At 74.7% G+C, this 24,658-nt stretch carries 27 protein-coding genes; 6 read left to right on the forward strand and 21 right to left on the reverse strand.

Annotation, left to right across the window (positions count from 1 at the left end; all coding sequences use genetic code 11):
- The 6 genes from pyk to KSP35_RS01085 form a co-directional block, all read right to left on the reverse strand.
- Entirely contained in the window at positions 1–1,434 is a 1,434-nt protein-coding gene (pyk, locus tag KSP35_RS01060; RefSeq protein WP_216998402.1) for a pyruvate kinase, read from the reverse strand.
- Positions 1,435–1,511: 77 nt separating this feature from the next.
- Positions 1,512–2,621 carry a methyltransferase domain-containing protein gene (locus tag KSP35_RS01065; RefSeq protein ID WP_216998403.1) on the reverse strand — a complete coding sequence of 370 codons (1,110 nt, stop codon included), beginning with the start codon at positions 2,619–2,621 and terminating at the stop codon, positions 1,512–1,514.
- A gap of 20 nt (positions 2,622–2,641) precedes the next feature.
- Positions 2,642–2,920, reverse strand: a complete 279-nt coding sequence (locus KSP35_RS01070) for a hypothetical protein (RefSeq protein ID WP_216998404.1) — start codon at positions 2,918–2,920, stop codon at positions 2,642–2,644.
- The gene (locus tag KSP35_RS01075) at positions 2,917–3,714 is read right to left on the reverse strand and encodes an SDR family oxidoreductase (protein WP_216998405.1); all 798 of its coding nucleotides are present in this window, start codon (positions 3,712–3,714) and stop codon (positions 2,917–2,919) included. The genes KSP35_RS01070 and KSP35_RS01075 overlap by 4 nt, the downstream gene beginning before the upstream one ends.
- Before the next feature lie 42 nt (positions 3,715–3,756).
- The gene (locus KSP35_RS01080; RefSeq protein ID WP_216998406.1) at positions 3,757–4,740 is read right to left on the reverse strand and encodes an LLM class F420-dependent oxidoreductase; all 984 of its coding nucleotides are present in this window, start codon (positions 4,738–4,740) and stop codon (positions 3,757–3,759) included.
- Between the two features lie 52 nt (positions 4,741–4,792).
- A complete protein-coding gene (locus KSP35_RS01085) occupies positions 4,793–6,250 on the reverse strand; it encodes a serine/threonine-protein kinase (RefSeq protein ID WP_216998407.1) in 1,458 nt (485 codons plus the stop codon).
- A 140-nt stretch (positions 6,251–6,390) separates the two neighbouring features.
- Here KSP35_RS01085 and KSP35_RS01090 point away from each other — a divergent pair, with 140 nt between their 5' ends.
- Complete coding sequence (locus KSP35_RS01090) at positions 6,391–6,570, forward strand: hypothetical protein (RefSeq protein ID WP_216998408.1); 180 nt, start codon at positions 6,391–6,393, stop codon at positions 6,568–6,570.
- Positions 6,571–6,618: 48 nt separating this feature from the next.
- On the opposite strand, the gene KSP35_RS01095 is transcribed toward KSP35_RS01090, so the two are convergent.
- A complete protein-coding gene (locus KSP35_RS01095) occupies positions 6,619–8,019 on the reverse strand; it encodes a wax ester/triacylglycerol synthase domain-containing protein (RefSeq protein WP_216998409.1) in 1,401 nt (466 codons plus the stop codon).
- A gap of 23 nt (positions 8,020–8,042) precedes the next feature.
- Positions 8,043–8,300: a phosphatase PAP2 family protein gene (locus KSP35_RS01100; protein ID WP_217002044.1), complete on the reverse strand. Its 258-nt coding sequence runs from the start codon at positions 8,298–8,300 to the stop codon at positions 8,043–8,045.
- Between KSP35_RS01100 and KSP35_RS01105 the strand changes: the two genes are divergently transcribed.
- Positions 8,257–8,652, forward strand: a complete 396-nt coding sequence (locus tag KSP35_RS01105) for a hypothetical protein (protein ID WP_216998410.1) — start codon at positions 8,257–8,259, stop codon at positions 8,650–8,652. The two genes, KSP35_RS01100 and KSP35_RS01105, sit on opposite strands and share 44 nt — an antisense overlap.
- Here the strand turns inward: KSP35_RS01105 and rfbD are convergent.
- Genes rfbD through KSP35_RS01130 form a run of 5 tightly spaced genes read right to left on the reverse strand, consistent with a single transcriptional unit; the run spans position 8,649 to position 13,081 of the window.
- Positions 8,649–9,533 (reverse strand): dTDP-4-dehydrorhamnose reductase, encoded by an 885-nt coding sequence (gene rfbD / locus KSP35_RS01110; protein ID WP_216998411.1) that lies wholly within the window; start codon positions 9,531–9,533, stop codon positions 8,649–8,651. The genes KSP35_RS01105 and rfbD overlap by 4 nt on opposite strands.
- Positions 9,530–10,498, reverse strand: coding sequence for a dTDP-glucose 4,6-dehydratase (gene rfbB, locus KSP35_RS01115; protein WP_216998412.1), 969 nt, complete (start codon positions 10,496–10,498; stop codon positions 9,530–9,532). The genes rfbD and rfbB overlap by 4 nt, the downstream gene beginning before the upstream one ends.
- Positions 10,499–10,505: 7 nt before the next feature.
- Positions 10,506–11,072 carry a dTDP-4-dehydrorhamnose 3,5-epimerase family protein gene (locus KSP35_RS01120; protein ID WP_254126923.1) on the reverse strand — a complete coding sequence of 189 codons (567 nt, stop codon included), beginning with the start codon at positions 11,070–11,072 and terminating at the stop codon, positions 10,506–10,508.
- Positions 11,073–11,074: 2 nt separating this feature from the next.
- Entirely contained in the window at positions 11,075–12,178 is a 1,104-nt protein-coding gene (locus KSP35_RS01125) for a glucose-1-phosphate thymidylyltransferase (RefSeq protein ID WP_216998413.1), read from the reverse strand.
- A gap of 18 nt (positions 12,179–12,196) precedes the next feature.
- A complete protein-coding gene (locus tag KSP35_RS01130) occupies positions 12,197–13,081 on the reverse strand; it encodes a PD-(D/E)XK nuclease family protein (protein WP_216998414.1) in 885 nt (294 codons plus the stop codon).
- Positions 13,082–13,200: 119 nt separating this feature from the next.
- Between KSP35_RS01130 and KSP35_RS01135 the strand changes: the two genes are divergently transcribed.
- From KSP35_RS01135 to KSP35_RS01145, 3 genes are read left to right on the forward strand one after another with little or no spacing between them, the layout of a single operon-like run.
- Positions 13,201–13,833, forward strand: a complete 633-nt coding sequence (locus KSP35_RS01135; protein ID WP_216998415.1) for a TetR/AcrR family transcriptional regulator — start codon at positions 13,201–13,203, stop codon at positions 13,831–13,833.
- Positions 13,830–14,663, forward strand: a complete 834-nt coding sequence (locus KSP35_RS01140; RefSeq protein ID WP_216998416.1) for a hypothetical protein — start codon at positions 13,830–13,832, stop codon at positions 14,661–14,663. Before KSP35_RS01135 ends, KSP35_RS01140 begins: the two co-directional genes overlap by 4 nt.
- On the forward strand, positions 14,660–14,896 hold the full coding sequence (locus tag KSP35_RS01145; protein WP_216998417.1) for a hypothetical protein: 237 nt from the start codon (positions 14,660–14,662) through the stop codon (positions 14,894–14,896). The genes KSP35_RS01140 and KSP35_RS01145 overlap by 4 nt, the downstream gene beginning before the upstream one ends.
- Here the strand turns inward: KSP35_RS01145 and KSP35_RS01150 are convergent.
- The 8 genes from KSP35_RS01150 to KSP35_RS01185 all read right to left on the reverse strand — a co-directional run bounded on the left by KSP35_RS01150 (position 14,893) and on the right by KSP35_RS01185 (position 23,378).
- Positions 14,893–15,549: a gamma-glutamyltransferase gene (locus tag KSP35_RS01150; protein ID WP_216998418.1), complete on the reverse strand. Its 657-nt coding sequence runs from the start codon at positions 15,547–15,549 to the stop codon at positions 14,893–14,895. The two genes, KSP35_RS01145 and KSP35_RS01150, sit on opposite strands and share 4 nt — an antisense overlap.
- Positions 15,458–16,414, reverse strand: a complete 957-nt coding sequence (locus tag KSP35_RS01155) for a gamma-glutamyltransferase (protein ID WP_216998419.1) — start codon at positions 16,412–16,414, stop codon at positions 15,458–15,460. The genes KSP35_RS01150 and KSP35_RS01155 overlap by 92 nt, the downstream gene beginning before the upstream one ends.
- Positions 16,415–16,464: 50 nt before the next feature.
- The gene (locus tag KSP35_RS01160; protein ID WP_216998420.1) at positions 16,465–17,055 is read right to left on the reverse strand and encodes an SGNH/GDSL hydrolase family protein; all 591 of its coding nucleotides are present in this window, start codon (positions 17,053–17,055) and stop codon (positions 16,465–16,467) included.
- Positions 17,056–17,495: 440 nt separating this feature from the next.
- Positions 17,496–18,395 (reverse strand): SDR family oxidoreductase, encoded by a 900-nt coding sequence (locus KSP35_RS01165; RefSeq protein ID WP_216998421.1) that lies wholly within the window; start codon positions 18,393–18,395, stop codon positions 17,496–17,498.
- A gap of 102 nt (positions 18,396–18,497) precedes the next feature.
- A complete protein-coding gene (locus KSP35_RS01170; RefSeq protein WP_216998422.1) occupies positions 18,498–19,379 on the reverse strand; it encodes a trans-aconitate 2-methyltransferase in 882 nt (293 codons plus the stop codon).
- A gap of 248 nt (positions 19,380–19,627) precedes the next feature.
- A complete protein-coding gene (locus tag KSP35_RS01175; RefSeq protein ID WP_216998423.1) occupies positions 19,628–20,662 on the reverse strand; it encodes a GNAT family N-acetyltransferase in 1,035 nt (344 codons plus the stop codon).
- Positions 20,659–21,687, reverse strand: coding sequence for a hypothetical protein (locus tag KSP35_RS01180; protein WP_216998424.1), 1,029 nt, complete (start codon positions 21,685–21,687; stop codon positions 20,659–20,661). Before KSP35_RS01180 ends, KSP35_RS01175 begins: the two co-directional genes overlap by 4 nt.
- A gap of 71 nt (positions 21,688–21,758) precedes the next feature.
- Positions 21,759–23,378 (reverse strand): acyl-CoA synthetase, encoded by a 1,620-nt coding sequence (locus KSP35_RS01185; RefSeq protein WP_216998425.1) that lies wholly within the window; start codon positions 23,376–23,378, stop codon positions 21,759–21,761.
- Positions 23,379–23,485: 107 nt separating this feature from the next.
- Here KSP35_RS01185 and KSP35_RS01190 point away from each other — a divergent pair, with 107 nt between their 5' ends.
- Positions 23,486–24,646 carry an acyl-CoA dehydrogenase family protein gene (locus tag KSP35_RS01190; RefSeq protein WP_216998426.1) on the forward strand — a complete coding sequence of 387 codons (1,161 nt, stop codon included), beginning with the start codon at positions 23,486–23,488 and terminating at the stop codon, positions 24,644–24,646.
- Positions 24,647–24,658 lie beyond the last annotated feature (12 nt).

Raw genomic sequence — 24,658 nt, forward strand, 5'->3', positions numbered from 1 at the left:
CTACCGGATGGGGATGAGGCGCAGCGAGTCGGTGGCCTGGCCCGGGTACTCCCGCGAGCCCGAGAGCACGGCCACCAGGTCGCCGCGGCGGATCTCGCCGGCCTCGCGGGCGGTCTCGACGGCGCGGCGCACGGCGTTGTCGGCCTGGGGGTCGACGTCGAGGAGCATCGGGGTGGCGCCCCAGCTGAGCGTGAGCTGCCGGAGCGTCTGCGGGTCGGTGGAGAAGCCGAGGATCTTGGCCTGGGGCCGGAACCGGGCGATGGAGCGGACCGTGTAGCCGGTGCCGGTGATGCAGATGATGGCGCTGGCGCCGGCTTCGAGGGCGGCCCGCCAGGCGGCGTTGGTCATCGACAGGGTGACGGTGTCGTCGATGTGGGGCTGCAGGGCCGAGGCGATCTTGTGGACCTTGCCGCCCCAGGCGTCGTAGTCGAACTCGTCGTCGGCCCGGGCGGCGATGCGGGCCATGGTGGCCACCGCGTTGATCGGGTCGTGGCCGACCGCCGACTCGCCCGACAGCATGAGGGCGCTGGAGCCGTCGAACACGGCGTTGGCGATGTCGGACGCCTCGGCCCGGGTGGGCGACGGGGCGGTGACCATGGACTCCAGCATCTGGGTGGCGGTGATGGCGGGCCGGCCCAGGGTGATGCAGCGCTCGATGATGCGCTTCTGGAGGTGGGGCAGCTCCTCGATGGGCATCTCGGCGCCGAGGTCGCCACGGGCGATCATGACGCCACCGGAGGCCTCGATGATGGAGTCGAGGTTGTCGACCGCGGCGCGGGTCTCGATCTTGGCGATGACCAGCGGGCCGCGGGGGTGGGGCTCGACGCCGATGCGGCGGATGTCGTGGGCCGAGCGGACGAAGGAGAGGGCGACCATGTCGACGCCCTCCTCGATGAACGCGTCCAGCATGCGCAGGTCGTCCGGGGTGGGCGACGGGATGCGCAGCCGGTCCGACGGGATGTGCACGCCGGGGCGGCCCTGGAGCAGCCCGCCGTGGGTGATGCGGGCCTCGAGGTGGTCGGCCTTGCGGTCGATGACCTGGGCCACCACCAGGCCGTCGCCGAAGGCCACCTTGTCGCCCACGTGCAGGTCGACGAGGAGCCCCTCGTGGTCGACGTTGATCATCTTGGCCGTCGACGGGGCGTTGCCGGGGGTGAGGAGGATGATCTGGTTCTGCTCGACCGGGAGGCCGGCCTCGGGCATGTGGCCGGCCCGGACCTTGGGGCCGGGGAGGTCGATCATGGTGCCGATGGCCCGCCCGAGGGAGGCCTCCACCCGGCGGACCCGGCGGAACTTCTCGATGGCCTCGTCGAGCGAGCCGTGGGCCAGGCCGATGCGGGCCACGTCCATCCCCGCCTCGGCCAGGTCCTTGATCATCGCCTCGGAATCCGATGCGGGACCGATGGTGGCGATGATCTTCGTGCGGCGAGCCATGGGGCCAGTGTCGCAGGTGCACCCCGCAGCCCGGCGCACGCGTTCGTGAACTTCCGGTTGCCGGGCCGGCCCGTGGGTCAGGTGGGGCCGTCGGCGGCGGCGAGCAGGTGGCCCACCAGGTCGGCGAGCGAGGTGCCGGCGTTGAGGCCGCTGGTGGACGGCAGGACGTAGACCGGGCTCCCGCCCACGGCGCGCTCCTGCCAGCCGACGACGGCCTTGCGATCGACCGCGGCCCGCCAGCCCGCCAGGCCCACCACCGCGACCGCGGCCGGCTGCAACCAGGCGCAGAGCTGGTCGAGCCGTTCGAGGCCCTCGCGGTACTCGGCCGTCCGGAGCTCGTCGGCCCGGGCGGTGGCCCGCTTGACCAGGTCGGTCATGCCGACGTGGTCGTGGCGCAGGAGGTGGCGGGGATCGCGATCCCGCGTGGCCAGGCCGGCGGCGGCCATGGCCCGCCAGAACCGGTTGGACCCCGTGACGTAGCCCACCCCGGCGTCGGCGGCGTGCAGCGACGGGTTCAGCCCGCAGCAGAGCAGCCGCATGTCGGTGCCCACGTGGTCGGGCAGGGCGCGGAGGGAGGTGGCGGTGAGCTCGATGCGGGCGTGCTCGTCCTGGTGGGTGGCGCCCACCAGCGCGAGGCGGTCGACCCGGAAGCCCGCAGCCGCGACCACGGCGGCCAGGTGGTCCGGCTGCCACCACGTGAACAGGCGGCCGGGGAGGTCGTCGCCGGACTCCGGCGTCGTCAGCTCCTCGACGGTGGGGGCGGCGCCGCCGTCGGGGGTGGCGAAGACGGTCAGGTCGAACCGGCCGCCGACCGCGAGGACCCGGTGCACGTCGGCCAGCGCGAGCGGCAGGTCGGCGGCCGGCAGGTGCTGGTGGGCCTTGGACGCCCAGACCCCGGCGAAGGTGCCTCGGCCGAACGGGAGGTCGGCCAGGTCCGCCTGCACCACGGCCGCCTCGGGGTGGTCTCGATGGGCGGCCCCGACCATGGCGGCGGTGGCATCGACCGCCACCGCGGGCCGGCCGAGGAGCGGGAGGTAGTGGCCGGGGCCACAGCCCAGGTCGAGCCGCCGCGCCCCGTCGACGACCGCGCCGGCGAAGGCCCGCACGCGCTCCTCGCGCTGCACCCCGCGGCGCACGGCGTAGCCCTCGGCCTCGCGCTCGTAGACGTCGATGGTGGGCCGGTGCACGACGCGCGCCTCCCGCCGGCTCAGAAGAGGCCGAGCTGGAGCCCGCCGCCGGCGTCGGTGAGCGGTATCCACTGGGCGCCGCCGCGCGGGCCGAGGACGCGGATCTCGATGGCCTCCACGGCGATGGCCCGGGCCCGACCCCGCTCGTCGCGCAGGCCGACGGAGCCGTCGCGCTCGCGGCGGAGGACGACACCGTCGTGGAACCGCTTGTCGGCGCCGCCCAGGTAGCGGACGAGCTGGCCGATCTCCAGCCCCAGCTCGGCGAGCCCGTCGTCGACGGGCGAGGCGCGCCGGCTCATCCGGGCTCGGCGGCCGACTGGATCCGGGCCTGCAGGCGGGCCATGCCCGCCAGCCAGCGGTCCGGGTCGGTGGCCCGGCGGCGGTAGTACTCGGCCACCTCGGGGTGCGGGAGGATCAGGAACTGCTCGGCCGCGAGGCCGGCGACCACCGCGGCCGCCACCTCCTCGGGCTCGATGACGCCCTGGGCCACGACGGTCTGGGCCGACGTGTGGCCGACGCCACCGGTGAGCAGGTCGGTGTTCACGCCCTGCGGGCAGAGGCACGAGACGGTGATGCCGCGGTCGCCGTAGGTCACGGCCAGCCACTCGGCCACCGAGACCGCGGCGTGCTTGGTCACGGAGTAGGGCAGGTCCCCGATCTGGGTCAGCAGCCCGGCGGCCGACGCGGTGGAGAGCAGGTAGCCCTCGCCGCGGGCGAGCATGCCGGGCAGCACGGCGCGGGCGGCGTGGACGTGGGCCAGCACGTTGACCCGCCAGATGCGGTCCCACGCCGCCTCGGAGGCCTCGAGGCCCTCGCCGGTGCCGATGCCGGCGTTCGACACGAAGAGGTCGATCGGGCCGTGCTCCTCCTCCACCCGGGCCACGAGGGCCTCGAGGTCGGCGGCGGAGCTGACGTCGAGCACCGCACCGACGGCGCCGGCGCCGAGCGCGGCGACGGTGGCCTCGACCTCTGGGGCGGCGAGGTCGGCGACGACGACCGTGCGGGCGCCCTCGGCCAGGAAGGCGGTCGCCAGGGCGCGGCCGATGCCCTTGGCCGCCCCCGTCACCACCACGACCCGATCCTGCAGCTGCACGTCCGGAACCCTACCGAGGGGGTCCGACGAGGACGGGGAGGATCAGGTGGAAGCGGCTGCCTCCATGGTGTCGGTCACCACCTGTCGGCGCTCCCCGCCCCACGGCATGGGCATGAGGACCGGCACCTGGACGCCGGCGTCGACGTAGGCCCGGACGTGGTCGCGCACGGCGTCGTGGTCGCCGATCAGGTCGATGGCATCGCACATGCGGTCCGACACCGCAGCGAGCGCCCCCTCACGGTCGCCGGCGGCGTGGCGCTCGCGGATGGCGGCCACCTCGTCGCCGAACCCGGCGAGGGTGAAGTTGGCGGCGTAGGAGTCGACCACGGCGTAGGAGAAGAGGTCCCGCCGGGCCTTGTCGAGCGCCTGCTCGCGGTCGCCGACGCCGGCGTGGACGTAGGCGTAGATCTCGGCGTCGCCGCCGGAGCGCACCTGCTCCACGGACCAGGCCACGTGCGAGGCGGGCAGGTAGTTCAGCAGGACGCCGTCGGCCAGCTCCCCGGCGAGGGCCAGCATCTTCGGCCCGAGGGCGCCCACCACCACCTTGGGCCGCTTCTCGCCCAGGCGCAGGCCGAGGCGGAACCCCTTCACCCGGTAGAAGTCGCCGTCGAAGTCGACCTTCTCGCCCGACAGGCACGCCTGCACCAGCGTCACGTACTCGCGGACCTGGGCGAGGGGGCGCGAGCCGTACTCGGCGCCGTGCCAGCGCTGGGTCACCACGGGCGACGAGATGCCGACGCCCAGCAGGACGTCGGCCTCGGGGTGCAGCGACTGGAGCGTGGCGGCGCCCATGGCGGCGACCATCGGGGTGCGCAGCTGGAGCGCCAGGACGCCGGTGCCGAGGTCGAGGCCCGGGGCGGCGGCCCCGGCGGCGGCGAGCAGCGAGAACGCCTCGGGGCCCGTGGTCTCGGCGGTCCAGAAGGAGCGGTAGCCGAGGTCGCGGGCCTGCACCGCGGTCTCGAGGGCCAGCCCCGGCCCGAGGGACATGAGGCTGGCGTAGGTGAATCCGAGGCGGTCGTGGGCCATGGCCGGACCCTAGGCCGGTCGGCGCCCGGGTCGGGCGGCCGGCCGGGGCCGCTCAGTAGCTGCCGGACTTCACGAGCTGGTAGGAGCCGGCGCTGGGCGCCGACCCGTCGACGGCCTCCACCCGCACCGTCAACGTGGTGGCGTCGTCGCGGACGCAGCGCGGGTCGCCCAGGGTGACCGTGCCGGGTAGCCCGTCGGCGCTCGACGCCTGGCCCAGCTCCTCGCCGTCGTCGTCGAGCACGGTCAGCTTCTGGCTGGCGCCCCGAGGTGCGGTGAGCTCCACGCGGACCTTGCCGTCGCAGAGCAGCTGGTAGCCGTCGCCCACCGGCATCGGGTACTCGTCGACGTCGTCGGCCGGGACGATGTTGCCGCGGAGCTCGCTGCGCAGCGGCGTCTGCGACGAGTGGCCGTCGGGCTCGGCCTCGCAGCCGTTCTCGGGGTCCTCGTCGTAGTCGGCCGTGCGGCCGGTGCAGCGGCGGCCGTCGGTGTTCGGCGCGTCGGTGCCCCCGCAGGGGCGGTAGGGGAGGTCCTTGCACGGCGCGGTGGTGCTCGACGTGGCGGCGGGCGCCTTGGTGGTGGGCGAGGCGAGCGGGCCACCGCCGCCGTCGTTGCCCGTGAGCACGGCGATCACGGCCCCGACCAGCAGGACCGCCACGACCGCGCCGGCGGCGATCCGGCCGGCCTTGCCCCGCGCCACCACGCGGGGCAGCCGGGCGGCGGTGCGGGGGTGGGTGCCGTCGGGGCCGCCCCGGGCGGCGGCGGCCGACGGCCGGCGCTCGGGGTCCCGGTCGAGCATGGCGGTGAGGCGGCGGCGCAGGTCGACCGGCAGCGTCCGGGGCAGCTTCTCGGTCCGGCCGGCGGCGGCCCGCAGCATCAGCACCCGCGGGTCGGCGGTGCCGAAGGGGCCTTCGCCGGTGGCGGCGAAGGCCAGCGTGGCGCCGAGGGCGAAGACGTCGGACGCCGTGGTGGCGGTCTCGCCGCGGGCCTGCTCCGGCGACATGAAGCCCGGGGTGCCCACCACCATCTCGGAGGCCGTCAGGCCCGGCGTGGCGTCCCGGTGGATGGCGGCGCCGAAGTCGGCCAGGAGGGCGTTGCCGTCGGCGTCGAAGAGCACGTTGGCCGGCTTGATGTCGCGGTGGACCACGCCCTGGCGGTGGGCGGCGGCCAGCCCGTCGAGCAGGCGGTCGCCCATGCGCCGGATGGCCTCGCCGTCGAGCGGGCCCTCCCCGTTGACCCGCTGGGCCAGGTTCCCGCCCGGCAGGTAGTCCATGACCAGCACGAGGTCGTCGCCGTCGTCGAAGACGTCGAGCAGGTCGACGATGGCCGGGTGGTCGAGCTGCTGGAGCACCTCCGCCTCACGGCGGATGCGCTGGCGGGCCTTCTCGAGCTCCTCGGGCGTGCCGTGCAGGGACAGGCGCTTGAGCGCGACCTCGCGCCCGTCGTCGTCCCGGGCCAGGTCCACCACGCCCATGCCGCCCCGGCCCAGCCGCCGGATGGTCTCGTACGCCATCGGCCGTCAGGGTAGGGAGGTCCGGGCCGCTGCCGGGCATCGCCGGTGCCGCCAGGCCCGTGTTTCCGGCGTGTGGCGCTCCGGTTGCAACCTCTCGATGTGCACGTCGGTTCTCCCGATCCGTGGGTAGAGTCCCCTTCGTGACCGAGACCGCAGCGCCAGAGATCATCCTCGAAGCCTTGGCCGTGATCGACCAGGCCCTACCCACCATGCAGCACCGAGCGTTGGTGTCCACCGACGAGGTCGCCGACCTCCTCCTGGACCTCCGCCTCCTCCTCGCCACCGTCCCCGAGCCCGTCGTCGCCCCTGCGGGCGTCTGAGCGCAGAAGGCGGAGGCCCGCCTTCGACGCGGCCCACGGCCGCCGGCCCTAGCGCAGCTCCAGCAGCTCGCGGAAGGCCGCCTCGATGTCTGCGGCCAGCGCGGCCGGCTCGGCCACCGCGGCCGTGTCCACCTGGAGCCCCAGGTCCAGCACGCCCCGGTAGCTCATGGTCGTGAGGTTCCAGGCCGTGCCGGCCACCGGGCCCAACGGGTAGTTCGCCTCCATCAGCCCGCCGGCGATGTACAGGTCGAAGGGCGCGGCCCGCACGTTCGACGTGGCGAAGTCCACCGTCATGACCTGCTGGCGGGCGAGGCGGACCACGAGCGGGTGCGGCAGCAGGTTGACCAGCCCGGCCAGCGAGCCGGTGAGCGCCATCGCCCGCTCGGACTTGGTGACGGCGAGGCGGTCGTGGATGGCGGCGAAGCGCGCCCGGGGGTCGGCCACCACCGGCACCAGGACCCGCGTGGGGGTGAAGGAGTTGCCGCCGGGCGCCTTGCTGGTGCGGGTGCTGACCGGCATCGACATGCGCAGCTCGTCGACGCCGAAGCCGCGGTCGTGGTGGTAGGTGCCGGCGCCGCCCACCGCAGCGGCCACGAAGAGGTCGTTCACGCTGCCGCCCAGCCGGGTGGCCGCCGCCTTGACCTCGTCGAGGGGCACCTCGAAGGTCTCGAGCGCCCGGCCCAGGGACCGCTCGGTCCACAGCGGTGAGCGGTGGCTGTCGACCACGCCGAGCTGGCGGACGAGCGATCGGGCGGTGGCGGCGCTCTCGGCGGGCAGGGCGGCGAGGGTCGACGCCAGGTGGGCGGGGTCCCGCACCAGGTCGGTGGCGCGGTCGACCAGGCCCCGGGTGGCCTCCGCGTTGCGGCGGGTGAGGTCCGCCAGCGCGTCGATGGTGGTGGCGAGGCGGGACCGGAGCGGTGCGGGCGGAGGGCCGTCGTCGACGGGCTCGGGCTCGGGGGCGTCGCGCTCGAGGTCGATGAACTCGATCGACATGCGGATGCCGCCCTCGCCATCGGTGATGGTGTGGTGCATCTTCTGCACCATGGCGGCCCGGCCGTCGGGCAGCCCGTCGAGCACGGTGAACTCCCACAGGGGGCGGTCGCGGTCGAAGGGCTGAGCGGCGAGCTCGGTGGCCACCCGGCGGGCGTCGGCGTCGGTGGAGCCGGCGGGCAGGGTCAGGCGGCGCAGGTGGTGGTCGAGGTCGAAGTGGGGGTCGTCCTCCCAGGTCGGCGTGAGCAGGCCGACGCCCGGCACGGCGCGGCGGCGCAGCCGGGGGACCCGGCGGCTGGCCCGCCAGAGCCGGCGCCGCAGCCGGTCGTGGTCGGGGCTGCGGTCGAAGAGGGTGAGGTTGGCGAAGGTCGACGAGAGGTGGGGGTCGGCCTCGAGGCTCCACATCAGGGCCTCGACGTCGCTCATCCGCTCGGGTGCCAGGGATCCGTCGTCAGCCACGAGGTGCGACCCTAGGCGGGCGGTCAGGCCGGAGCGGCGGGCGGCGCGGCACCGTGCGGGGGCAGCGGCCAGGCGCGGGTGGCTAGCTTGGCGAACACGATGCCGAGGGCGGCGCCGGCCAGGACGTCGGAGGCGTGGTGGATCTGCACGTGGACCCGGCTGGTGGCCACCACCACGGCCACGGCGTAGAAGAGCGGCTTCAGGGCGGGGTCGTGCTCGCTCAGGATGCCGGCGGCGGTGAAGGCCGAGCTGGCGTGGCCGCTCGGGAAGCTGGAGGTCAGCGGGGGCGCGCAGCTCGAGCGGACGGGGCTCGACCGGCTGGGGGCGGGGTCGGTTCACCAGGCGCTTGATGCCCTGGTTGACCAGGAGCGACTCGCCCAGCATCACCACCGCCAGGCGGATGGAGGCGTCGGCGTCGTTGTCGGAGCGAACGCCCTGGGCAGCGCCCAGGAACTGCCAGATGAGGCTGAAGTCGCCCAGGTCCGACGCCAGGTAGAAGAGCTTGTCGACCTTGGGGCGGCCGCGGAAGGCCCGGCCCCACGCCCGGTCGGCCACGTCGTCGAAGCGGTCGATCCAGCTGGGCAGGTTGTCGTCGGTGTGGCGGGCCCGGGTGCGCATCGGCGCGGAGCCTAGGGGCGGGCCGGGCGGGGGCCCGCCTCGGGGGCGATGGCGGCGACCAGCTCGGCCAGCGGCTCGTGGAAGTCGCGCAGCGGCGGGCGGCCGGCGGCGCGCAGGGCCGCGCCGTCGAGCGCCGAGTTGGCCGGCCGCGGCGCCGGGCGGGGCGGGTCCAGGTCGGCGGTGGCGATCGGGACCACGCGGTCGGGGTCGAGGCCGGCGGCCGCCAGGACCGAACGGGCGAAGCCGTGCCAGCTCACCGTGCCCTGGTTGGTCACGTGCCAGGTGCCGGCGGCCCGGTCGAGGCCGAGGTCGAGCAGGGCCGGGGCCAGGTCGGCGGTGAAGGTGGGGTTGCCCACCTGGTCGTCGACGAACCGGAGCTCGGGCCGCTCGGCGGCCACCCGGAGGATGGTGCGGACGACGTTGGGCCCGTGGGCGCCGGACACCCACGACGTGCGGGCGACGGTGTGCCGTGGGTCGAGGGCCTGCTCGCCGGCCAGCTTCGAGCGGCCGTAGGCCGAGCGGGGCGCCGGGGGATCGGACTCGACGTACGGGCCGACCTTGCTGCCGTCGAACACGTAGTCGGTGGAGACGTAGACGACGTGGGCGCCGACGGCTTCGGCGGCGGCAGCGACGTTCGCGGTCCCGCCGGCGTTCACGAGGTGGGCCCGCTCCGGGTCGGCCTCGCAGTCGTCGACCGCCGTCCAGGCCGCGGCGTGGATGACCAGTTCGGGGCCGAAGGCGTTGACGCGGCGGCGCAGCGCCTCGGCGTCGGTGACGTCGCACGGCTCGGGCTCGTGGCGCCCGAGGCGGGCGACGGCGTGGCCCCGGGCCTCCGCCAGCAGCACCAGCTCGCGGCCGAGCTGGCCTCCGCTGCCGGTGACGAGGATGCGGCTCACCGGTTGCGGACGCGCTCGACGAGCGGCTGCCACCAGGCGGGGTGGTCCACGTACCAGGCCACGGTGGCCTCGAGGGCGTCCTCGAAGTCCCGGGTGCGTCGGTGGCCGAGCGCCTCCACCTTCTCGGTGGCCACGGCGTAGCGGCGATCGTGGCCGGGCCGGTCGGCGACGTGCTCGACGCGCGACCCGTCGAGGCCCAGGCACGCCAGGACGGCCTCGGTGACCTGGCGGTTGGTGCGCTCGTTGTGGCCGCCGACGTTGTAGACCTCGCCGACGGCCCCGGTGCGCAGCACCAGGTCGAGCGCGGCGCAGTTGTCCTCGACGAAGAGCCAGTCGCGCACGTTGAGCCCGTCGCCGTAGAGCGGCACGGTGCCGCCCTGGAGCAGCGTGGTCACGAAGAACGGGATGAGCTTCTCGGGGAACTGGTGGGGCCCGAACTGGTTGGACGACCGGGTGACCACCACGGGCAGGCCGTTGGACGTGTGGTGGGAGAGCGCGATCAGGTCGCTGCCGGCCTTCGACGCCGAGTACGGCGAGCTGGGCCGCAGCGCGCCGTCCTCGGTGAAGGCGCCGACGTCGATCGAGCCGTAGACCTCGTCGGTGGACACGTGCAGGAAGCGCTCCACGCCGGCGCGGCGGGCCTCGTCGCAGACCACGTTGGTGCCCGTGCAGTTGGTGCGCACGAAGACGTCGGGGTCGAGCAGGGACCGGTCGACGTGGCTCTCGGCGGCGAGGTGGACGACCGCGTGGTGGCCGGCGACCGCGCTGCGCACGGCGAGGCGGTCGGTGACGTCCCCGTGGACGAAGCGGAAGCGGGCGTCGGGTTCGAACTCGGCCAGGTTGGCCCGGTTGCCGGCGTAGGTCAGGGCGTCGAACGCGGTGACGTGGTCGTCGGAGGAGGCCAGCACGTGGCGGACGAAGTTCGAGCCGATGAACCCGGCGGCCCCGGTGACGAGGACGTGCACGGCTCGATCAGCTCCGCAGGCCGGCGTGGGGCTGCCACGGGTCGGCGATCTCGGACCGGCGCGGGTTGGCGCGATCCCGCTCGGAGAGGATCGGGTCGACCAGGCCCCAATCGGCGCCGATGGCCGGGTCGTCCCAGGCCACGCCCAGCTCGTCGGCCGGGTTGTAGTAGCCGTCGACCAGGTAGGTGAGCGTGAGCTCGGTGATCGAGGCGAAGCCGTGGGCCACGCCGGGCGGGATGTAGAGGCCGAGGTGGTTGTGGGACCGACCGCCGACCTCGCCGAGGTCGACCTCGAGGGTGGCGCCGTCGGTGGGGCTCCCGGTGCGCAGGTCGTGCAGCACCACGCGGGCGTGGCCGGCCACGACGTACCAGTAGTCGGCCTGGTGCAGGTGGTAGTGGAGGCCGACGATGGAGCCGGACCGGCGCTCGGCGCGGTTGCCCTGCACCATCTCCCGGCCGTCGGGGAACCAGCTGCGGCGGTAGGTCTCGACGAAGGAGCCGCGTTCGTCGCCGTGCACCGCAGGGGTGACGAGGACGACGCCGTCGATCTTGTCGCTGGGGGTCAGCTCGGCCACGGCTACTGGAGGTCCACGGAGCAGTGGTCGCCGAGCAGCAGCCGGGTGGCCTTCGGGGGGCGGCCCGAGCGTGCCACCTCGGTGTCGCGGCCGATGAGCGAGTCGACCAGGCGGGGCACCCCGTCGAGCCGGACCCGCTCCAGCAGGACGGAGTTCTCGACCTCGCTGCCGGTGATGGTGGCGTCCTCGCCGACGGACGTGAACGGGCCGATGTAGCTGCCGGTGATGCGGGCGCCGGCACCGATGATGGCGGGCCCGCGCACGGTGGAGCCCTCGAGGACGGCGCCGGCCTCGACCACCACCCGGCCGTCGACCTCGGAGCTGGCGTCGACGGTGCCGTCGATGCGGGGCTCGATCGACTCGAGCGCCCGGCGGTTGGCCTCGAGCAGCGAGTCCTTCTTGCCGGTGTCCAGCCACCAGCCCGAGATCTGCTCGTGGTGCACGGCGTGGCCGCGGTCGATCAGCCACTGGATGGCATCGACGATCTCCAGCTCGCCACGCGCCGACGGGGAGATGGCCGCCACGGCCTCGTGGATGGCGGGCGTGAACAGGTAGACGCCGACCATGGCCAGGTCCGACGGGGGCTCCACCGGCTTCTCGACGAGGCGGACGATGCGGTCGCCGTCGAGCTCGGCCACGCCGAAGCGCTGCGGGTCCGGGACCGCGCACAGCAGGATGTGGGCCGACGGTGACGGCGGTGCGTGCTCGAGCGACGGGGCGGCGGCCGCCAGGCGGTCGCGATCGAAGCGCTCGACCAGGCCGGTGAGGCCCTGTTGCAGCAGGTTGTCGCCCAGGTACATGACGAAGTCGTCGTCGCCGAGGAAGTCCCGGGCGATGGCCACGCAGTGGGCCAGGCCCAGCGGCTCGTCCTGCGGGAGGTAGGTGATCTCGACGCCCCAGCGCGACCCGTCGCCCACGGCCGCCCGGACCTCCTCCGCGGTCTCGCCGACGATCAGGCCGACCTCGGTGATGCCCGCCTCGGCCATGTCCTCGATGCCGTAGAAGAGGATGGGCTTGTTGGCCACGGGGACCAGCTGCTTGGCGCTGGTGTGGGTGATCGGTCGGAGCCGCGTGCCCTTGCCCCCCGAGAGGATCAGTCCCTTCACCGCGGGGAGCGTAGTGGGCTACCCCGCCACGACCCGGAGGGCGACGGGCGCACCGGCCAGCTCGGCGTCTCGGGCGGCGGCGGCCGCCGCCTCGGCCGCTGCTCGGGCGGCCACCACGCCCGCAACCAGCGACGGGTCCCCGCCCTTGGCCGGGCAGTAGGCGTGGAACCCGCACCACGAGCACAGGGGGCCGGGGCGGGGGCGGAAGTCCTCCCGCTCGCACGCCTGCTCGACGGCCTTCCACAGCGCGCTGACCTTGGTGCGCAGGCCCCGGGTGGACTGCTCGGTGGGGACGGTGGCGATGGTGGTGGTGTCACCCAGGTACAGGAGCTGCACCCGCGACGGGCGCACCCCGAAGAGCTCCTCGCAGAGCAGCGAGTAGAACGCCACGCCGCCCAGCCGGCCCTGCTGGTAGGTCTGGCCGGGGGCCTTGCCGCTCTTGTAGTCGGTGACCACGAGGCCCCCGTCCTCGTCGAGCTCGAGGCGGTCGATGATGCCGCGCAGGCGCAGGCCGCCGACCTCGGCCTCCAGGCGGAGCTCCAGGCCGATGGGACGGATGGCGGTGGGGTCCTCCAGCTCGAAGTACCGCTCGACGAGGCGGGCGGCGTCGGCGAAGAAGGCCGCCTCGGCCTCCGGGTCGAGGGCCAGCTCGACGAACTCCGGGTCGACGCGGATCTCGGCGCTGGCCCGGGCGAGGTCCGCACGGGCCGCCACCGGGGTGCGCTCGGCCGGCTCCCGCTCGAACAGGTGCTCCAGGGCGAGGTGCACCAGCGTGCCCTTGGTGGCCGCCGCGGTGGGCGGCTCCGGCAGGCGGTCGATGGCGGAGTACCGGAAGGCCAGCGCGCAGTCCTTGAACGACGACACCTTCGACGGTGACAGCGTGGCAGGAGGGGTCAGGGCCATGGCTGCACGGTACCCGGGCCCTCTGACAGTTCCCGGGAGGGCCGGCACCGCCCACGGTGGCCGCCGGGCCGCCGGCGCCTAGGATCGGGCCGCTCGCGCCAGGCGAAGACGAGGCGTCCGTGTCCACTGCCCCACAGCTCGAAGAACCGGTCGAGCCGGTCGACGAACCCGTCGACGGCCGCACCGCGCGGGCCGTGCGGACCCGGGACGGCCTGGTCGACGCCACCATCGCCCTGGTCGAGGAGGGCGACCTCCGGCCCACGGCCCCGCGCATCGCCGAGCGGGCGGGGGTGTCGGTCCGGTCGGTGTTCCAGCACTTCGACGACCTCGACTCGCTGTTCGCCGCCATGGGGGCGCGTGTGGTCGAGCGCCTCGCCAAGCTCATCGGGCCCATCGACCCCACGGCCCCGCAGGCCGAGCGGGTGGCGGAGTTCGTGCGCCAGCGCTGCCTGGTGTCCGAGGCGGTCACGCCCATCAACCGGGCGGCCATCCTCCAGGCCCCCGGATCCAGCACCATCGGCCGCCAGTTCGCCTCGGGCCACGGGTTCGTGCGCGCCGTCACCGAGGAGGTCTTCGAGGCCGAGCTGGAGGCGGCGGGGCCCCGGCGCCAGCAGCTGCTCGACGGGCTCATCGTGGCCGGCTCGTGGCCCACCTGGAACCTGCTGCGCACCCTGGAGCACCGCTCGGTCGAGGAGGCCACGGCCGCCGTCGCCGGCATGGTCGACCTCCTCGTGTGGGGGGCCGGGCGGTGACCGAGGCCCACGAGGTCTCGTTCCCGCGCTGGTTCGCCGCCTTGGTGCCCCGGTTGGGCACGGTGGTCCGCTGCCACCTCCCCGGCAGCCCGGTCGACGCCCGCCGCCGGGAGCTGGTCTCCGCCGTGGTGGCCGGGGCCGCCGGCAGCGGCCCGCTGGCTCGCCTCCACGCCGACTGGCACGACGTGCTCGGCCCGGCCGAGCTCACCGAGGTCGACGACGAGGTCCTGAGCTGGGTGGTGGCGGCGGTCGCGCCCCGGCCCGAGCTCGATCCGGTGGACCTGCCCGCCGAGGTCACCCCGCAGGTGCGGCGGGCGCTCGTCGCCCTGGTGGCGCACGGGGTGGTGGCGGCCGCCACGGCCGATCGGGCCGGCGCCCTGGCCCTGCGGCTCGTGGGCCAGCTGCCCCGCGACCCCCGTGCCGCAGCGGGCGACCTGGCGGCGCTGGCGGTGGGCGTGCCGGTCTCGATCCCGCCGGTGGCGTTCGGTGCCGTGGTCGGCGTCCTCGGCCGCCTGGCGCCCCCGCCGGCCGCCGTCGAGGTCGGCGACGACCCGAATCTGCTGACCCAGCTGCTGGCCGAGATCCTGCCCACCTGGCTGGGCAGCGCCTGGGGCCGCACCCTCGTCGCCCGGCTGCCCGTCGAGGTGCCCGTGGCCGTCCGCTCGGGCCTCACCGGCGCCACCGTCCGGGTCGGGCGGGGCCGGGTCCGGGTGGCCAACGGGATCGGCGACGACATCTGGGCCCTCTTCGACGGCGAGATCGATGCCCTGCTGCGCGCCGGGTCGTCGAGCCTGAGCCGCGAGCTCCGGTCGGCCCGCCTGCGCCGGTGACCCCTGCGGAGGAGCGGGCGCTGGCCCGCACCCACCAGTGGTTCGAGGCGAACAGCGGGTGGGCGCCGCCGGACCCCGAGACGCTGCAGGACTGGGCGGCGGAGGGCTCCTGCCGGGCGCCGGACGAGTGCTGGGTGGCGGTGCGGGGCACGTGCGAGCACGGCCTGGCGTCCTGGCAGCTGGTCCTCGACGAGCTGGCGGCGCTCGACGCTCGTCGGCCCCCGGACGCCTAGACCACCCGCACGGCGCCGCCGCGCCGCGGGTCGCCCACCGCAGTCACGCCGGGCACCACGGCGTGGACGCCGCCGAAGTACATCGAGGGGCCCGGCCACTCGTTGGTCCGGGCCAGCTCGGCGAGGGCCTCGGCCACCCCGGGGGCGAAGCCCGGCTCGACCTCGAGGTGGTCGGCGTCCCAGTGCAGCCGGGGCGACTCGACGGCGTCGCGGAGCTCGCGCCGGTGGTCGATGGTGGCCACCAGGACCTGGAGCAGGGCCGAGCGGATCCGCTTCGAGCCGCCGCTGCCGAGCGCCAGCGCCACCGAGGCGTCGTCGGCGCCCAGGACGAAGGTGGGCGACATCATCGAGGCCACCCGCTGGCTGGGCGGGGCGCCGTGGAAGCCGTCGGGGTGCAGGTCGTCCTCGCCCAGCATGTTGTTGCAGCTGATGCCCGTGCCGTCGATGAGGTCGCCCGAGCACTCGCCGTTGCTGGTGGTCATGGCAGCCACGTTGCCCTCGGCGTCGGCCACCGAGACGTGGGTGGTGCCGCGGGTGGCCAGCGGGCGCCCGTCGGGGTCGTCACCCAGGTCGCCGCGCAGCGCCGCCACCACCTCGGGGTCGCCCGCGGTGCGCGCTGCGTCGACCTCGGCCATCACGCGGGCCAGCGCCACGGCCAGCTCGGGCGAACCGGCGGGGGGGCAGCTCGGCCACCCGGTCGAGGCGGGCCAGGGCCACCCCGAGGAGGGCGCCGCCGAAGGTCGGGGGCGGGTTGGTGAGCACGGTGCGGTCGCGGTAGCGGAGCCGCAGGGGCTCGCGCTCGATGACGCGGTAGGCGTGGAGGTCCTCCTCGGTGAGCAGGCCGCCCTGGTCGGCGAGCTGGCGGGCGAAGCGGCGGGCGCCGTCGCCTCGGTAGAAGGTGTCCTGCGGGTCCCGCCCGAGCTTCGCGAGGTAGGCGCCGAGGGCGGGGTTGCGGAGGGTGTCGCCGGCGCCGAGCAGCTGGCCGCCGGGGAAGAACACGTCCCGACTGGCCGGGGTCCGGGCCAGGATCGGTGCCAGGAGGGTGAGGTCCTCGGCCTGCGACGGCGAGACCGCCACGCCGTCGGTGGCCAGCGCCGCCGCCGGTGCCACCACGTCGGCCAGCGGCAGCCGGCCCAGGCGCCCGTGGACGTGGAGGTAGCCGGCGAGCACGCCGGGGACGGCGACCGAGCCCGGGCCGCAGTGGAAGGTCTGCACGGCGGCGGCGAACGAGACGGACACCTCCTCGAACACCGGCGCGGCACCGCCTTCGGGTCGGCCCCGACCGGGCGTGTCGACGAAGAAGTCGTGGACGGTGTCACGGCCGTCGGCGGTGCGCGCCAGCAGGTAGCCCCCGCCGCCCAGGCTGGTGAAGCCGGGCTCGCACACCGCCGAGGCGAAGCCGGCGGCCACCACGGCGTCGAAGGCGTTGCCGCCGGCGTCGAGCATGGCGGCCGCGGCATCGGCGGCGGCCTCGTGGCCGGCCGCGACGACGCCACGGTGGGGGAGGGGACCGGACATGGCGCCGAAGCGTAGGGCTGCGGGCCGGGCCCCTCAGGCGGCGAGGGGCGTCAGCTCGTGACGACCTGGTTGACCTTGGCTGCCACGGTGGCGGCGGTGGCCCGCATGCCGGCGGCGTTGGGGTGGACCGGGGCCGCCACGTTGGTGGGCACGAGGCCCTCGACCCACTTGGCCGAGCCGGCGCAGAAGTCGTGGCCGATGCTCGGCGTGGCGACGTCGACGTAGGTGATGCCGGCCTTGGCGGCCCGGGCCTGGAGCATGGCGTTGAGCTCCTTGACCTTGGCCCGCAGGTAGACGACGTCGGCCGGGAGGATCGGCACCACCGGGTAGCAGCCGGTGCCGGTCTCGGGCAGCACGGTGGGGTAGCCCACGAGGAAGGCCTTGGCCCGGGGGGCCTTGGCCTTGACGTCGGTGAGGGCCTTGTCGAGCTTCGGGGCGACGGCGGCGATCTTCTCGCTCAGCTCGTCCCGGCCGTCGTGGACGTAGTCGCCCTTGCAGCCGGCGTCCCAGGGCAGCGACACGGCGCAGTTCTTGACGATGTCGGTGAAGCCGATGTCGTTGCCGCCGACGGTGAGGGTGACCACCTTGGTCTGGCCGTCGAGGGCGCTGAGCTGGGCCGGGTTGGCCGGTCCGGGCGTCACGTCCTGGGGGGGCGTACAGGTCGCTGATGGTGCCGCCGGAGCAGCTGATGTCGCGGAACTTGGTGACCTTGATCGCGGGCCGGGCCAGGCTCGGGTAGTTCTTGTTCGACCGGAGGCAGCCGAGGGGGCTGGTGGACTGGTCGGGGATCAGCGGGCCGGCGGCGTAGCTGTCGCCCAGGGCGACGTAGGTGTCCGGCGCGGCCGGCTGGCAGGCGCTGAGGCCCACCGCGGCGGCGATCGAGACCACCAGCGTGGCCAGGCCCAGGCCGCGGGTTCGTGCGTGGCGTCCGGTCATGGTTCTCCCTCCGGGCCCGCCGTGCGCCGAGCCCCCGTGTCCGCCTGGGCACGGTACTCGCCCGGTGGCCCCCGAGCGCGGCGGTGCCCCGGCCGGAGCCGGGGCACCGCGTGCTCGATGGGGGAAGCGGCCCGGGGGCCGAGGCTCAGCCGCCGAGGGCCGCGAGGGTGGCCTGGAGCTCTTCGGTGAGGTTGGCGGGGACGACGTAGCCGTCCTCGTTGCGGATCTCGTCGAAGTGGTCGCGGATGTCCTCGACCGTGAGGCTCTCGGTGTCGGTCCAGCCCGGCGTGACGCCGGTGAAGATGCGGGCGACGTGGCCACCGCCGCACGAGTAGACCTCGCCGGTGACCGGGACGTCCTCGTGGGCCAGCCAGGCCACGACGGGGGTGATGAACTCCGGGCCCAGCTTGTCGACGAGCGGGCCGAGCAGGTCCTCGGTCATGCGCGACTTGGCCACCGGGGCGATGGCGTTGGCCTTGATGTTGTTGCGGGCGCCCTCGACGGCGAGGACGCGCGTGAGCCCGACGATGCCGGCCTTGGCGGCGCCGTAGTTGGTCTGGCCGAAGTTGCCGAAGATGCCGGCGGCCGAGGAGGTGTTGACGATGCGGCCGTAGTTCTGGGCCCGCATGGTCTCCCAGGCGGCGAGGGTCACGTAGAACGAGCCCTTGAGGTGCACGTCGATGACCGGGTCGAGCTTGGCGGCGTCCATGTTCTTGAACGCGGCGTCCCGCAGGATGCCGGCGTTGTTGATGACGATGTCGACGCGGTCGTAGGCGTCGAGGGCCGTCTTGATGATCGACTGGCCGCCCTCGGGGGTGGCCACGGTGTCGTAGTTCGGGGTGGCCTCGCCGCCGGCGGCCTTGATCTCGTCGACGACCTGCTGGGCGGCGGTGTGCGAGCCGCCCTCGCCGTCGACCGAGCCGCCGAGGTCGTTGACGACCACGAGGGCGCCGCGCTTGGCGAGCTCCAGGGCGTGCGAGCGGCCGAGGCCGCCTCCGGCGCCGGTGATGACCGCGACCTTGCCGTCGTAACCGAGATCAGCCATGGGTGTCGTTGCTCCTCGAGGGGGTTCAGATGGTGCGGCGGCCACGGTAGCGGCGGCCTCCCGCCGCCACGAAAGCCGGCGACGTCGAGCCGGCCCCCTCGATCAGGGCGCGGGAGCGGGGTCGTGGACCAGGGCGGCGAAGAGGGGGCCCGCGTGGACCACCCGCAGGCCGATGGCCAGGAAGGGATCGAGGGTCGGCGCGTTCAGGTACAGCAGCACCAGCGGCCGGTCGCGCTGGTCGAGCGAGCGGCGGAGCAGGGCGGCGAACCGGTCGAGCACCTCGGGCTGCAGGGGGTTGTTGAGGAACAGCGTGGCGACGGCGGGATCGATCGGCTCCGCCAGCGCGTCGCCCTGGACGATCGTGGCGGCACGGCCGAGGCGATGCCGGGAGCTGGCCACCAGGTCGGGGTCGTGCTCGATGCCGCTGAGCGTGGCGAACCCGAGGCGACGGGCGACCTCGAGCACCCGGCCGGAGCCGCTGCCGACGTCGAGCACGGTGCCGGCCCGGGCGTCGGCGGGCACCAGGGCGAGGGCCTGGCGGATGGTCCGGTACCGGCTCTCCGCGTGGTGGACGGTCCCCGGCGGGGCGGCGGCGATCACGGCCCGGGTGGCCGCGGGTGCGCTGCGGCGGCGCTCCCGCACCAGCCAGTAGCGGTCCTCGGCGAGCGTGGCGACGGTGCGAGGCAGCACGGCGGGACTGATCCCGGCGAGGCGTCGGGCGGTCCGCGAGCCCGGAAGGTGGGTGCGGACCGAGTCGAGCGAGCCGCGCGCCGGGGCCAGCCAAGGGTGGCGCAGGGCCCAGCTCCACACCTGGTCCGGGCCGATCGTCCCGCCGAACCAGGGCGCGCCGAACGCGGCACCGAGCGGGCCCGCGGCGGCGACCCGCACGTCGATGCGGCACCACCCCTGGGCGTGGAGCTGCGGCAGGGCCGCCTCGATCGCCCGGCGCACGTCGGCCGGTCGGCCGGGCCGGTCGAGCGCCACGCCGACGACCGTCCCGATCCGGGGGTGGCGGTCCTGCCAGCGCATCGCCGCGGCGCGGGTCGCGGCCGACGCGGGCCAGGCCGGCGAAGCGCCCGCGGCCCGATCGGCCGACCGGTCGCCGGCGGGGGACGGTTCGGCGACGGGGGCCGGGTCCGGTCGGAGCTCGGCCCGGCGTCGGCCCACCTCCACCCAGCCGCCGGGCGCCCGCCCGCTCGCCTCGACGCGGATGCGGGTGGGTCCCCGGCCGGTCACCGGGGCGACGGGGTCCGGCCCCGCCGCTGGCGACGCCGCTGGAGGTCCAGCGCCAGCTGTCGACCGAGCTCGAGCGCCGGCAGGCGCGACCGTCGCACCCACGGCAGGTGGTGCACGGCTCCGCCGTACTTGGCCTTGTAGGTGCCGCCGCCACCGAAGTTGAACCGGACCGCGCCCCGGTCCCGCCAGGTGCGCAGCGCCGTCCACATCAGCGCCTCGTTGGGCAGCAGGTGCTGGTGGCGGCGGTGGCTGGCACCCATCCAGTACTCGGCGGTGCCCCCGGGCAGGCCCGGGAAGATGCCCGTGGCCGCCGGGTCGCCGTCGGGGGTGCGGGCGCGGAGGAGCACGAGCCGGCCGGTGGGCCCCAGGTGGCGGACGAGGGCGGCGACGCGCTCGACCGGATACGTGGGCACGAGCCCGCGCTTGGCGAACGCCTCCGAAACCTGGCCGTAGTACTCCTGGACGAAGGTGGGGTCGGTGGGCGGCACGGCCTCGACCGTGATGCCGTTGCGCAGGGCCCGCCGGACGTCGCGTCGCCCGTGGGCGGTCATCCCGGCGAGCAGGGCATCGTCGCCGATGGGCGTCCCCTCGCTCGCCAGGTCCAGCTCGTAGCCACCGAGGTGGGCGATGGCGAAGCCGGGGGGCACCGCTGCGTCGTCGGTGAGCGCCCGGTCGGCGAGCTCGAGGTGGATGCAGCCGAGCTCGCCGAAGGCGAAGGACGGCAGCGCGGCGTAGGCAGCTGTCCGGTCCACGCCGTCGTCCAGGTTGAACCCCATGGCGGCGGTGGTCCAGCCCCGCAGCGGCGCTCCCAGGAAGCGGAGGCCGGCCCGGCGGGTGGTGGCCCCCGTGAACCAGCCCACCTGCTCACGGCCCTGGAAGACCCGGGCCACCACGGGCTCGGCCGCCTGGGACTCGACCAGGAAGTCGAGCCACGCCCGGGTCTGGGAGATCGTGCGATCGGGTCGGCGGTCCAGGTCGTCCCAGGGGACCGAAGGGGCCGCCGCCCGCTCCAGGTGCAGCGGCCCGCTCATCGGCGCCGCCGGGCGATCGCCTTGCGGGCCTCGCTGCCGGTGCGGGCGCGCAGCTGGTCCCCGAGCCACCGCCGCTCCATCCGTCGGCGTGCCGCGTCGTCGAGCGGCACGTCGACGCCCCTTCGCTCGCGCAGGTGGTCGAGCAGCGACGAGGCGGTCGTGAACCAACCGGGCCGGGCCGCGAGCCGCTCCATCGCCGGGGCGAAGCGCGGGTCGAGTCGGCCGTCGGGAGCGGTGTCGACGCCGAGGTGGGTGTACGCGATGCAGGCGCCGCCCTCCGCCTCCAGGCGGTCGAGGCGAGCGGGGTCGAGCAGGTCGAGCAGCGGCACCAGCGTCGGCGCCTGGGTCGCTGCGAACCACCAGTTCACGTAGGGGCGGGCGGGGTCGTGGTACGGGAGCTGCGGGCACGGGTTCAGCACGTTGACGTCGGTGAAGGTGAAGTTGCGCCAGTAGTCGATGCGGTCGCGCAGCACGTCGCCCCAGAAGTAGGGGCTGGTGGGCACCTCGCCCTGGAAGTGCCGGGGGTTGGCGGCCGGGCCCGGCGCCTCGGGGCGCTCCGGGCGGGCCAGCGCGCTGGCGTGGTCGAAGAGCCAGGAGCGGGCGCCGGTCAGCCTCCGGGGCCCCCAGTACATGGCCTCGAGGTTGCCCGAGTGGTCGGCGCCGATGCGGGGGTCGGCGCCGAACATGTCGCGGAAGGCGTCGAGGGCCGCCACGGTGGACTCGCGGGTCGAGGGGTGGTCGCTGGCGTTGTGGTAGCCGATCTCGTGGCCGGATGCCTGGAGGCGCTGGACCCAGGCGAGGTAGTCGCGATCGGCGCAGGTGGCACCGCCGGTGCGGGGCGGGCCGGAGGGGGCGACCGGCCAGACCGACTTCGTGATCCGGAAGCCGAGGTCGGTGAGCACGTCGTAGACCGGCGGGCCGTTGACCAGGGTGGTCATGTCGGTGTCGTCGAAGATCGTGAAGGCGAAGCGGGCGCCGCCCGGCCACGAAGGCGCAGCGGGCCGCCGCCCTCGGGTCGTCTGCATGCCCGGCCCCTCCCCACCGTCGGTGTCGCGGCCCGGAGCCTAGCGATCGGCCCGGCGGGGCCGATCGCTGCTCAGGCGTCGATGCCCAGCTCGTCCTTGGCGTGCTGCTTGAGCCGCTTGTAGTCGACCTTGCCGTTCGGGGCCCGGCCGATCGTGTCGACGGCGAGCACCCGCTTCGGGGCCTTGTAGGAGGCCAGCTTGGCCTTCACGTGGGCGATGATCCCCGGCTCGTCCAGCTCGGTGCCGGGTGCCAGCTCGACCACGGCGGTGATGGCCTCGCCGAACTTCTCGTCGGGCACGCCGACGGCGACGGCGTCGCGGACGTCCTGGTGGGTCTTGAGGACCTCCTCCACCTCTTCGGGGAAGACCTTCTCGCCGCCGGTGTTGATGCACACCGAGCCGCGGCCGAGGAGGGTGATCGAGCCGTCGGCCTCCACCGTGGCGAAGTCGCCGGGGATGGAGTAGCGCTGGCCGTCGACGGTGACGAAGGTGGCCGCCGTCTTCTCGGGGTCCTTGTAGTACCCCACGGGCTGGTGGCCGCCGACCGCGACCCGGCCCTGCTCGCCGGACCCGGGCGCCACCTCGCGGAGGTCCTCGGTGAAGACCTTGGTGTGCTCGCCGACCTTGAACTTGGCGGTGCCGGCGTCGGTGCCCGCGGCCGAGACCGACTGGCCCATGCCCACCGCCTCCGACGAGCTGAAGGCGTCGACGATCATGGCGTGGGGGAGGTGGCGGATCAGGCCCTGCTTCGAGGCCTCGGAGAACATCACGCCGGACGACGTGAAGACGAACAGGCTGGAGAGGTCCCAGCGGTCCGGCTCGGCGTCGAGCGCCCGCAGCATGGGCTTGGCGAAGGCGTCGCCCACGATGGCCGTGGTGTTGCCCTTGTGGCGCTCGATGGTGTCGAACAGCTCGGCGATGTCGAGGTTGCGGCCCTCGAGGGTGACCACGCTCCCGCCGCCGGAGAGGGCGATGAGCTGGGTCATGCAGCCGGTGCCGTGCATGAGGGGGCAGGCCGGCACGCTGACGATGCCCGGGCCCTGGACCAGGTCCCGCGTGACCTGGTAGTCGACCGGGTCCTGGCCGTAGCGGGGGTTGGTGCCCAGGGCGATGATGTTGCGGATGTTGTCGTCCTGGCGCCACATCACGCCCTTGGGCATGCCGGTGGTGCCGCCGGTGTAGAGCATGTAGAGGTGGTCCCCGTCCCGGCCCCACGGCGCCTCGACCTTCTCGGGGTGCGAGGCCGCCACCGTCTCGTACGGGATGGCCCAGTGCGGGCACGGCCCGGCGCCGTCGTCGACCCAGAGCCAGGTCCTGACCTTGGGCACGCGCTCGCGGATGCGCTCGATGTTCGCGGCGAAGGTGCCGTGGAACACGACGGCCACCGCGTCGGCGTTGTCCCAGAGGTAGGTCAGCTCGTCGTCGGCGTAGCGGTAGTTGGTGTTCACCGGGACGAGGCCGGCCTTGAACGACCCGAACATCGTCTCCATGTAGGCGGGGTCGTTGTACAGGTACAGGGCGACCTTGTCCTGCTCCTGGGCGCCGGCGTCGAGCAGCTGGCGGGCCACGCCGTTGGCGCGCTGGTCGAACTCCCGCCAGGTGTAGGTGCGGTCCCCGTGCACCTGGGCCGGGGCGTCGGGGATCTGGCTCGCCACCGTCTCCCAGATCTCGGCGTAGTTCCAACCCGGCATGTGCGTCCCCTTGTTTCGCCCTCGGTCGGGGGCGAGTGTACGGGAGGCGCCCGGCCCGCCGGACCCCACTTGACCGTTCGGTCAAGTTCTGCGGTACCGTCCCGAGCATGGACTTCGAGCTGCCCGCAGCGGACGATCCTCGGCGGGCCGAGGTCCGCGCCTGGCTTGCTGAGCACCCGACGCCCTCGGGGCGCGAGCTCGCCGACGCCGGCTACGTCGCCCCCCACCTGCCGCGGCCGTGGGGCCTCGAGGCCGACCCCATCCACCAGCTGGTGATCGACGCCGAGCTGCGCGCCGCCGGCGTGCGCCGGCCGGTGAACCCCATCGGCATCGGCTGGGCCGGGCCCACCATCGTCCACGCCGGGACCCCGGAGCAGCAGGCCCGCTACCTGCCCCGCCTCCTGTCGGGCGAGGACATGTGGTGCCAGCTCTTCAGCGAGCCCGGGGCCGGCTCCGACCTCGCCAGCCTGGGCACCCGGGCCGTGCGCGACGGCGACGAGTGGGTGGTGAACGGCCAGAAGATCTGGACCTCGCTGGCCCAGTTCTCGCGCTACGGCATCCTGATCGCCCGCACCGACCCCGACGTGGCCAAGCACCAGGGCATCACCTACTTCGTCTGCCCCATGGACCTGCCCGGCATCGAGGTGCGGCCGATCATCGAGATGACCGGCGGCCACACCTTCAACGAGGTCTTCCTCACCGACGTGCGGCTGCCGGCCGGGTCGGTGGTCGGCGAGGTCGATCGGGGCTGGGAGCTGGCCAAGGTCACCCTCGGCAACGAGCGGGTGTCGCTCTCCTCCGGCGGCGCGCTGTGGGGGATGGGCCCCACCGGTGGCGACCTGCTCGACCTCGTCCGCGACCGGGGCGGCGTGGCCGACCCGCTCCTGCGCCAGCGGCTGGCCCGGCTGCACACCACCGAGGAGCTCCTGCGGCTCATCCGCCTGCGCACCGTGTCGGCCCGCATCCGGGGCGAGCAGCCCGGGCCCGAGGCGTCGATCCGCAAGGTCATGGCCGACGAGCACGGCCAGGAGATCATGGCGCTCGCCAAGGACCTGGCCGGCGCCGACGGCATGCTCACCGACGTCGGCCCGCTGGGAACCGACGTCGCGGGCTGGCACCACGGCTACCTGTTCGCCCCCGCCCTCACCATCGGCGGCGGCACCGGGGACGTGCAGCGCAACATCCTGGCCGAGCGGGTGCTGGGCCTGCCGCACGACCTCGACGTCGAGGCCGGCCGCACCTGGGCGGAGAGCCGCCGCGCCGGCTGAGGCGGCCCGGTC

Source organism: Aquihabitans sp. G128 (assembly GCF_019048865.1).
Taxonomy (GTDB): domain Bacteria; phylum Actinomycetota; class Acidimicrobiia; order Acidimicrobiales; family Iamiaceae; genus Aquihabitans.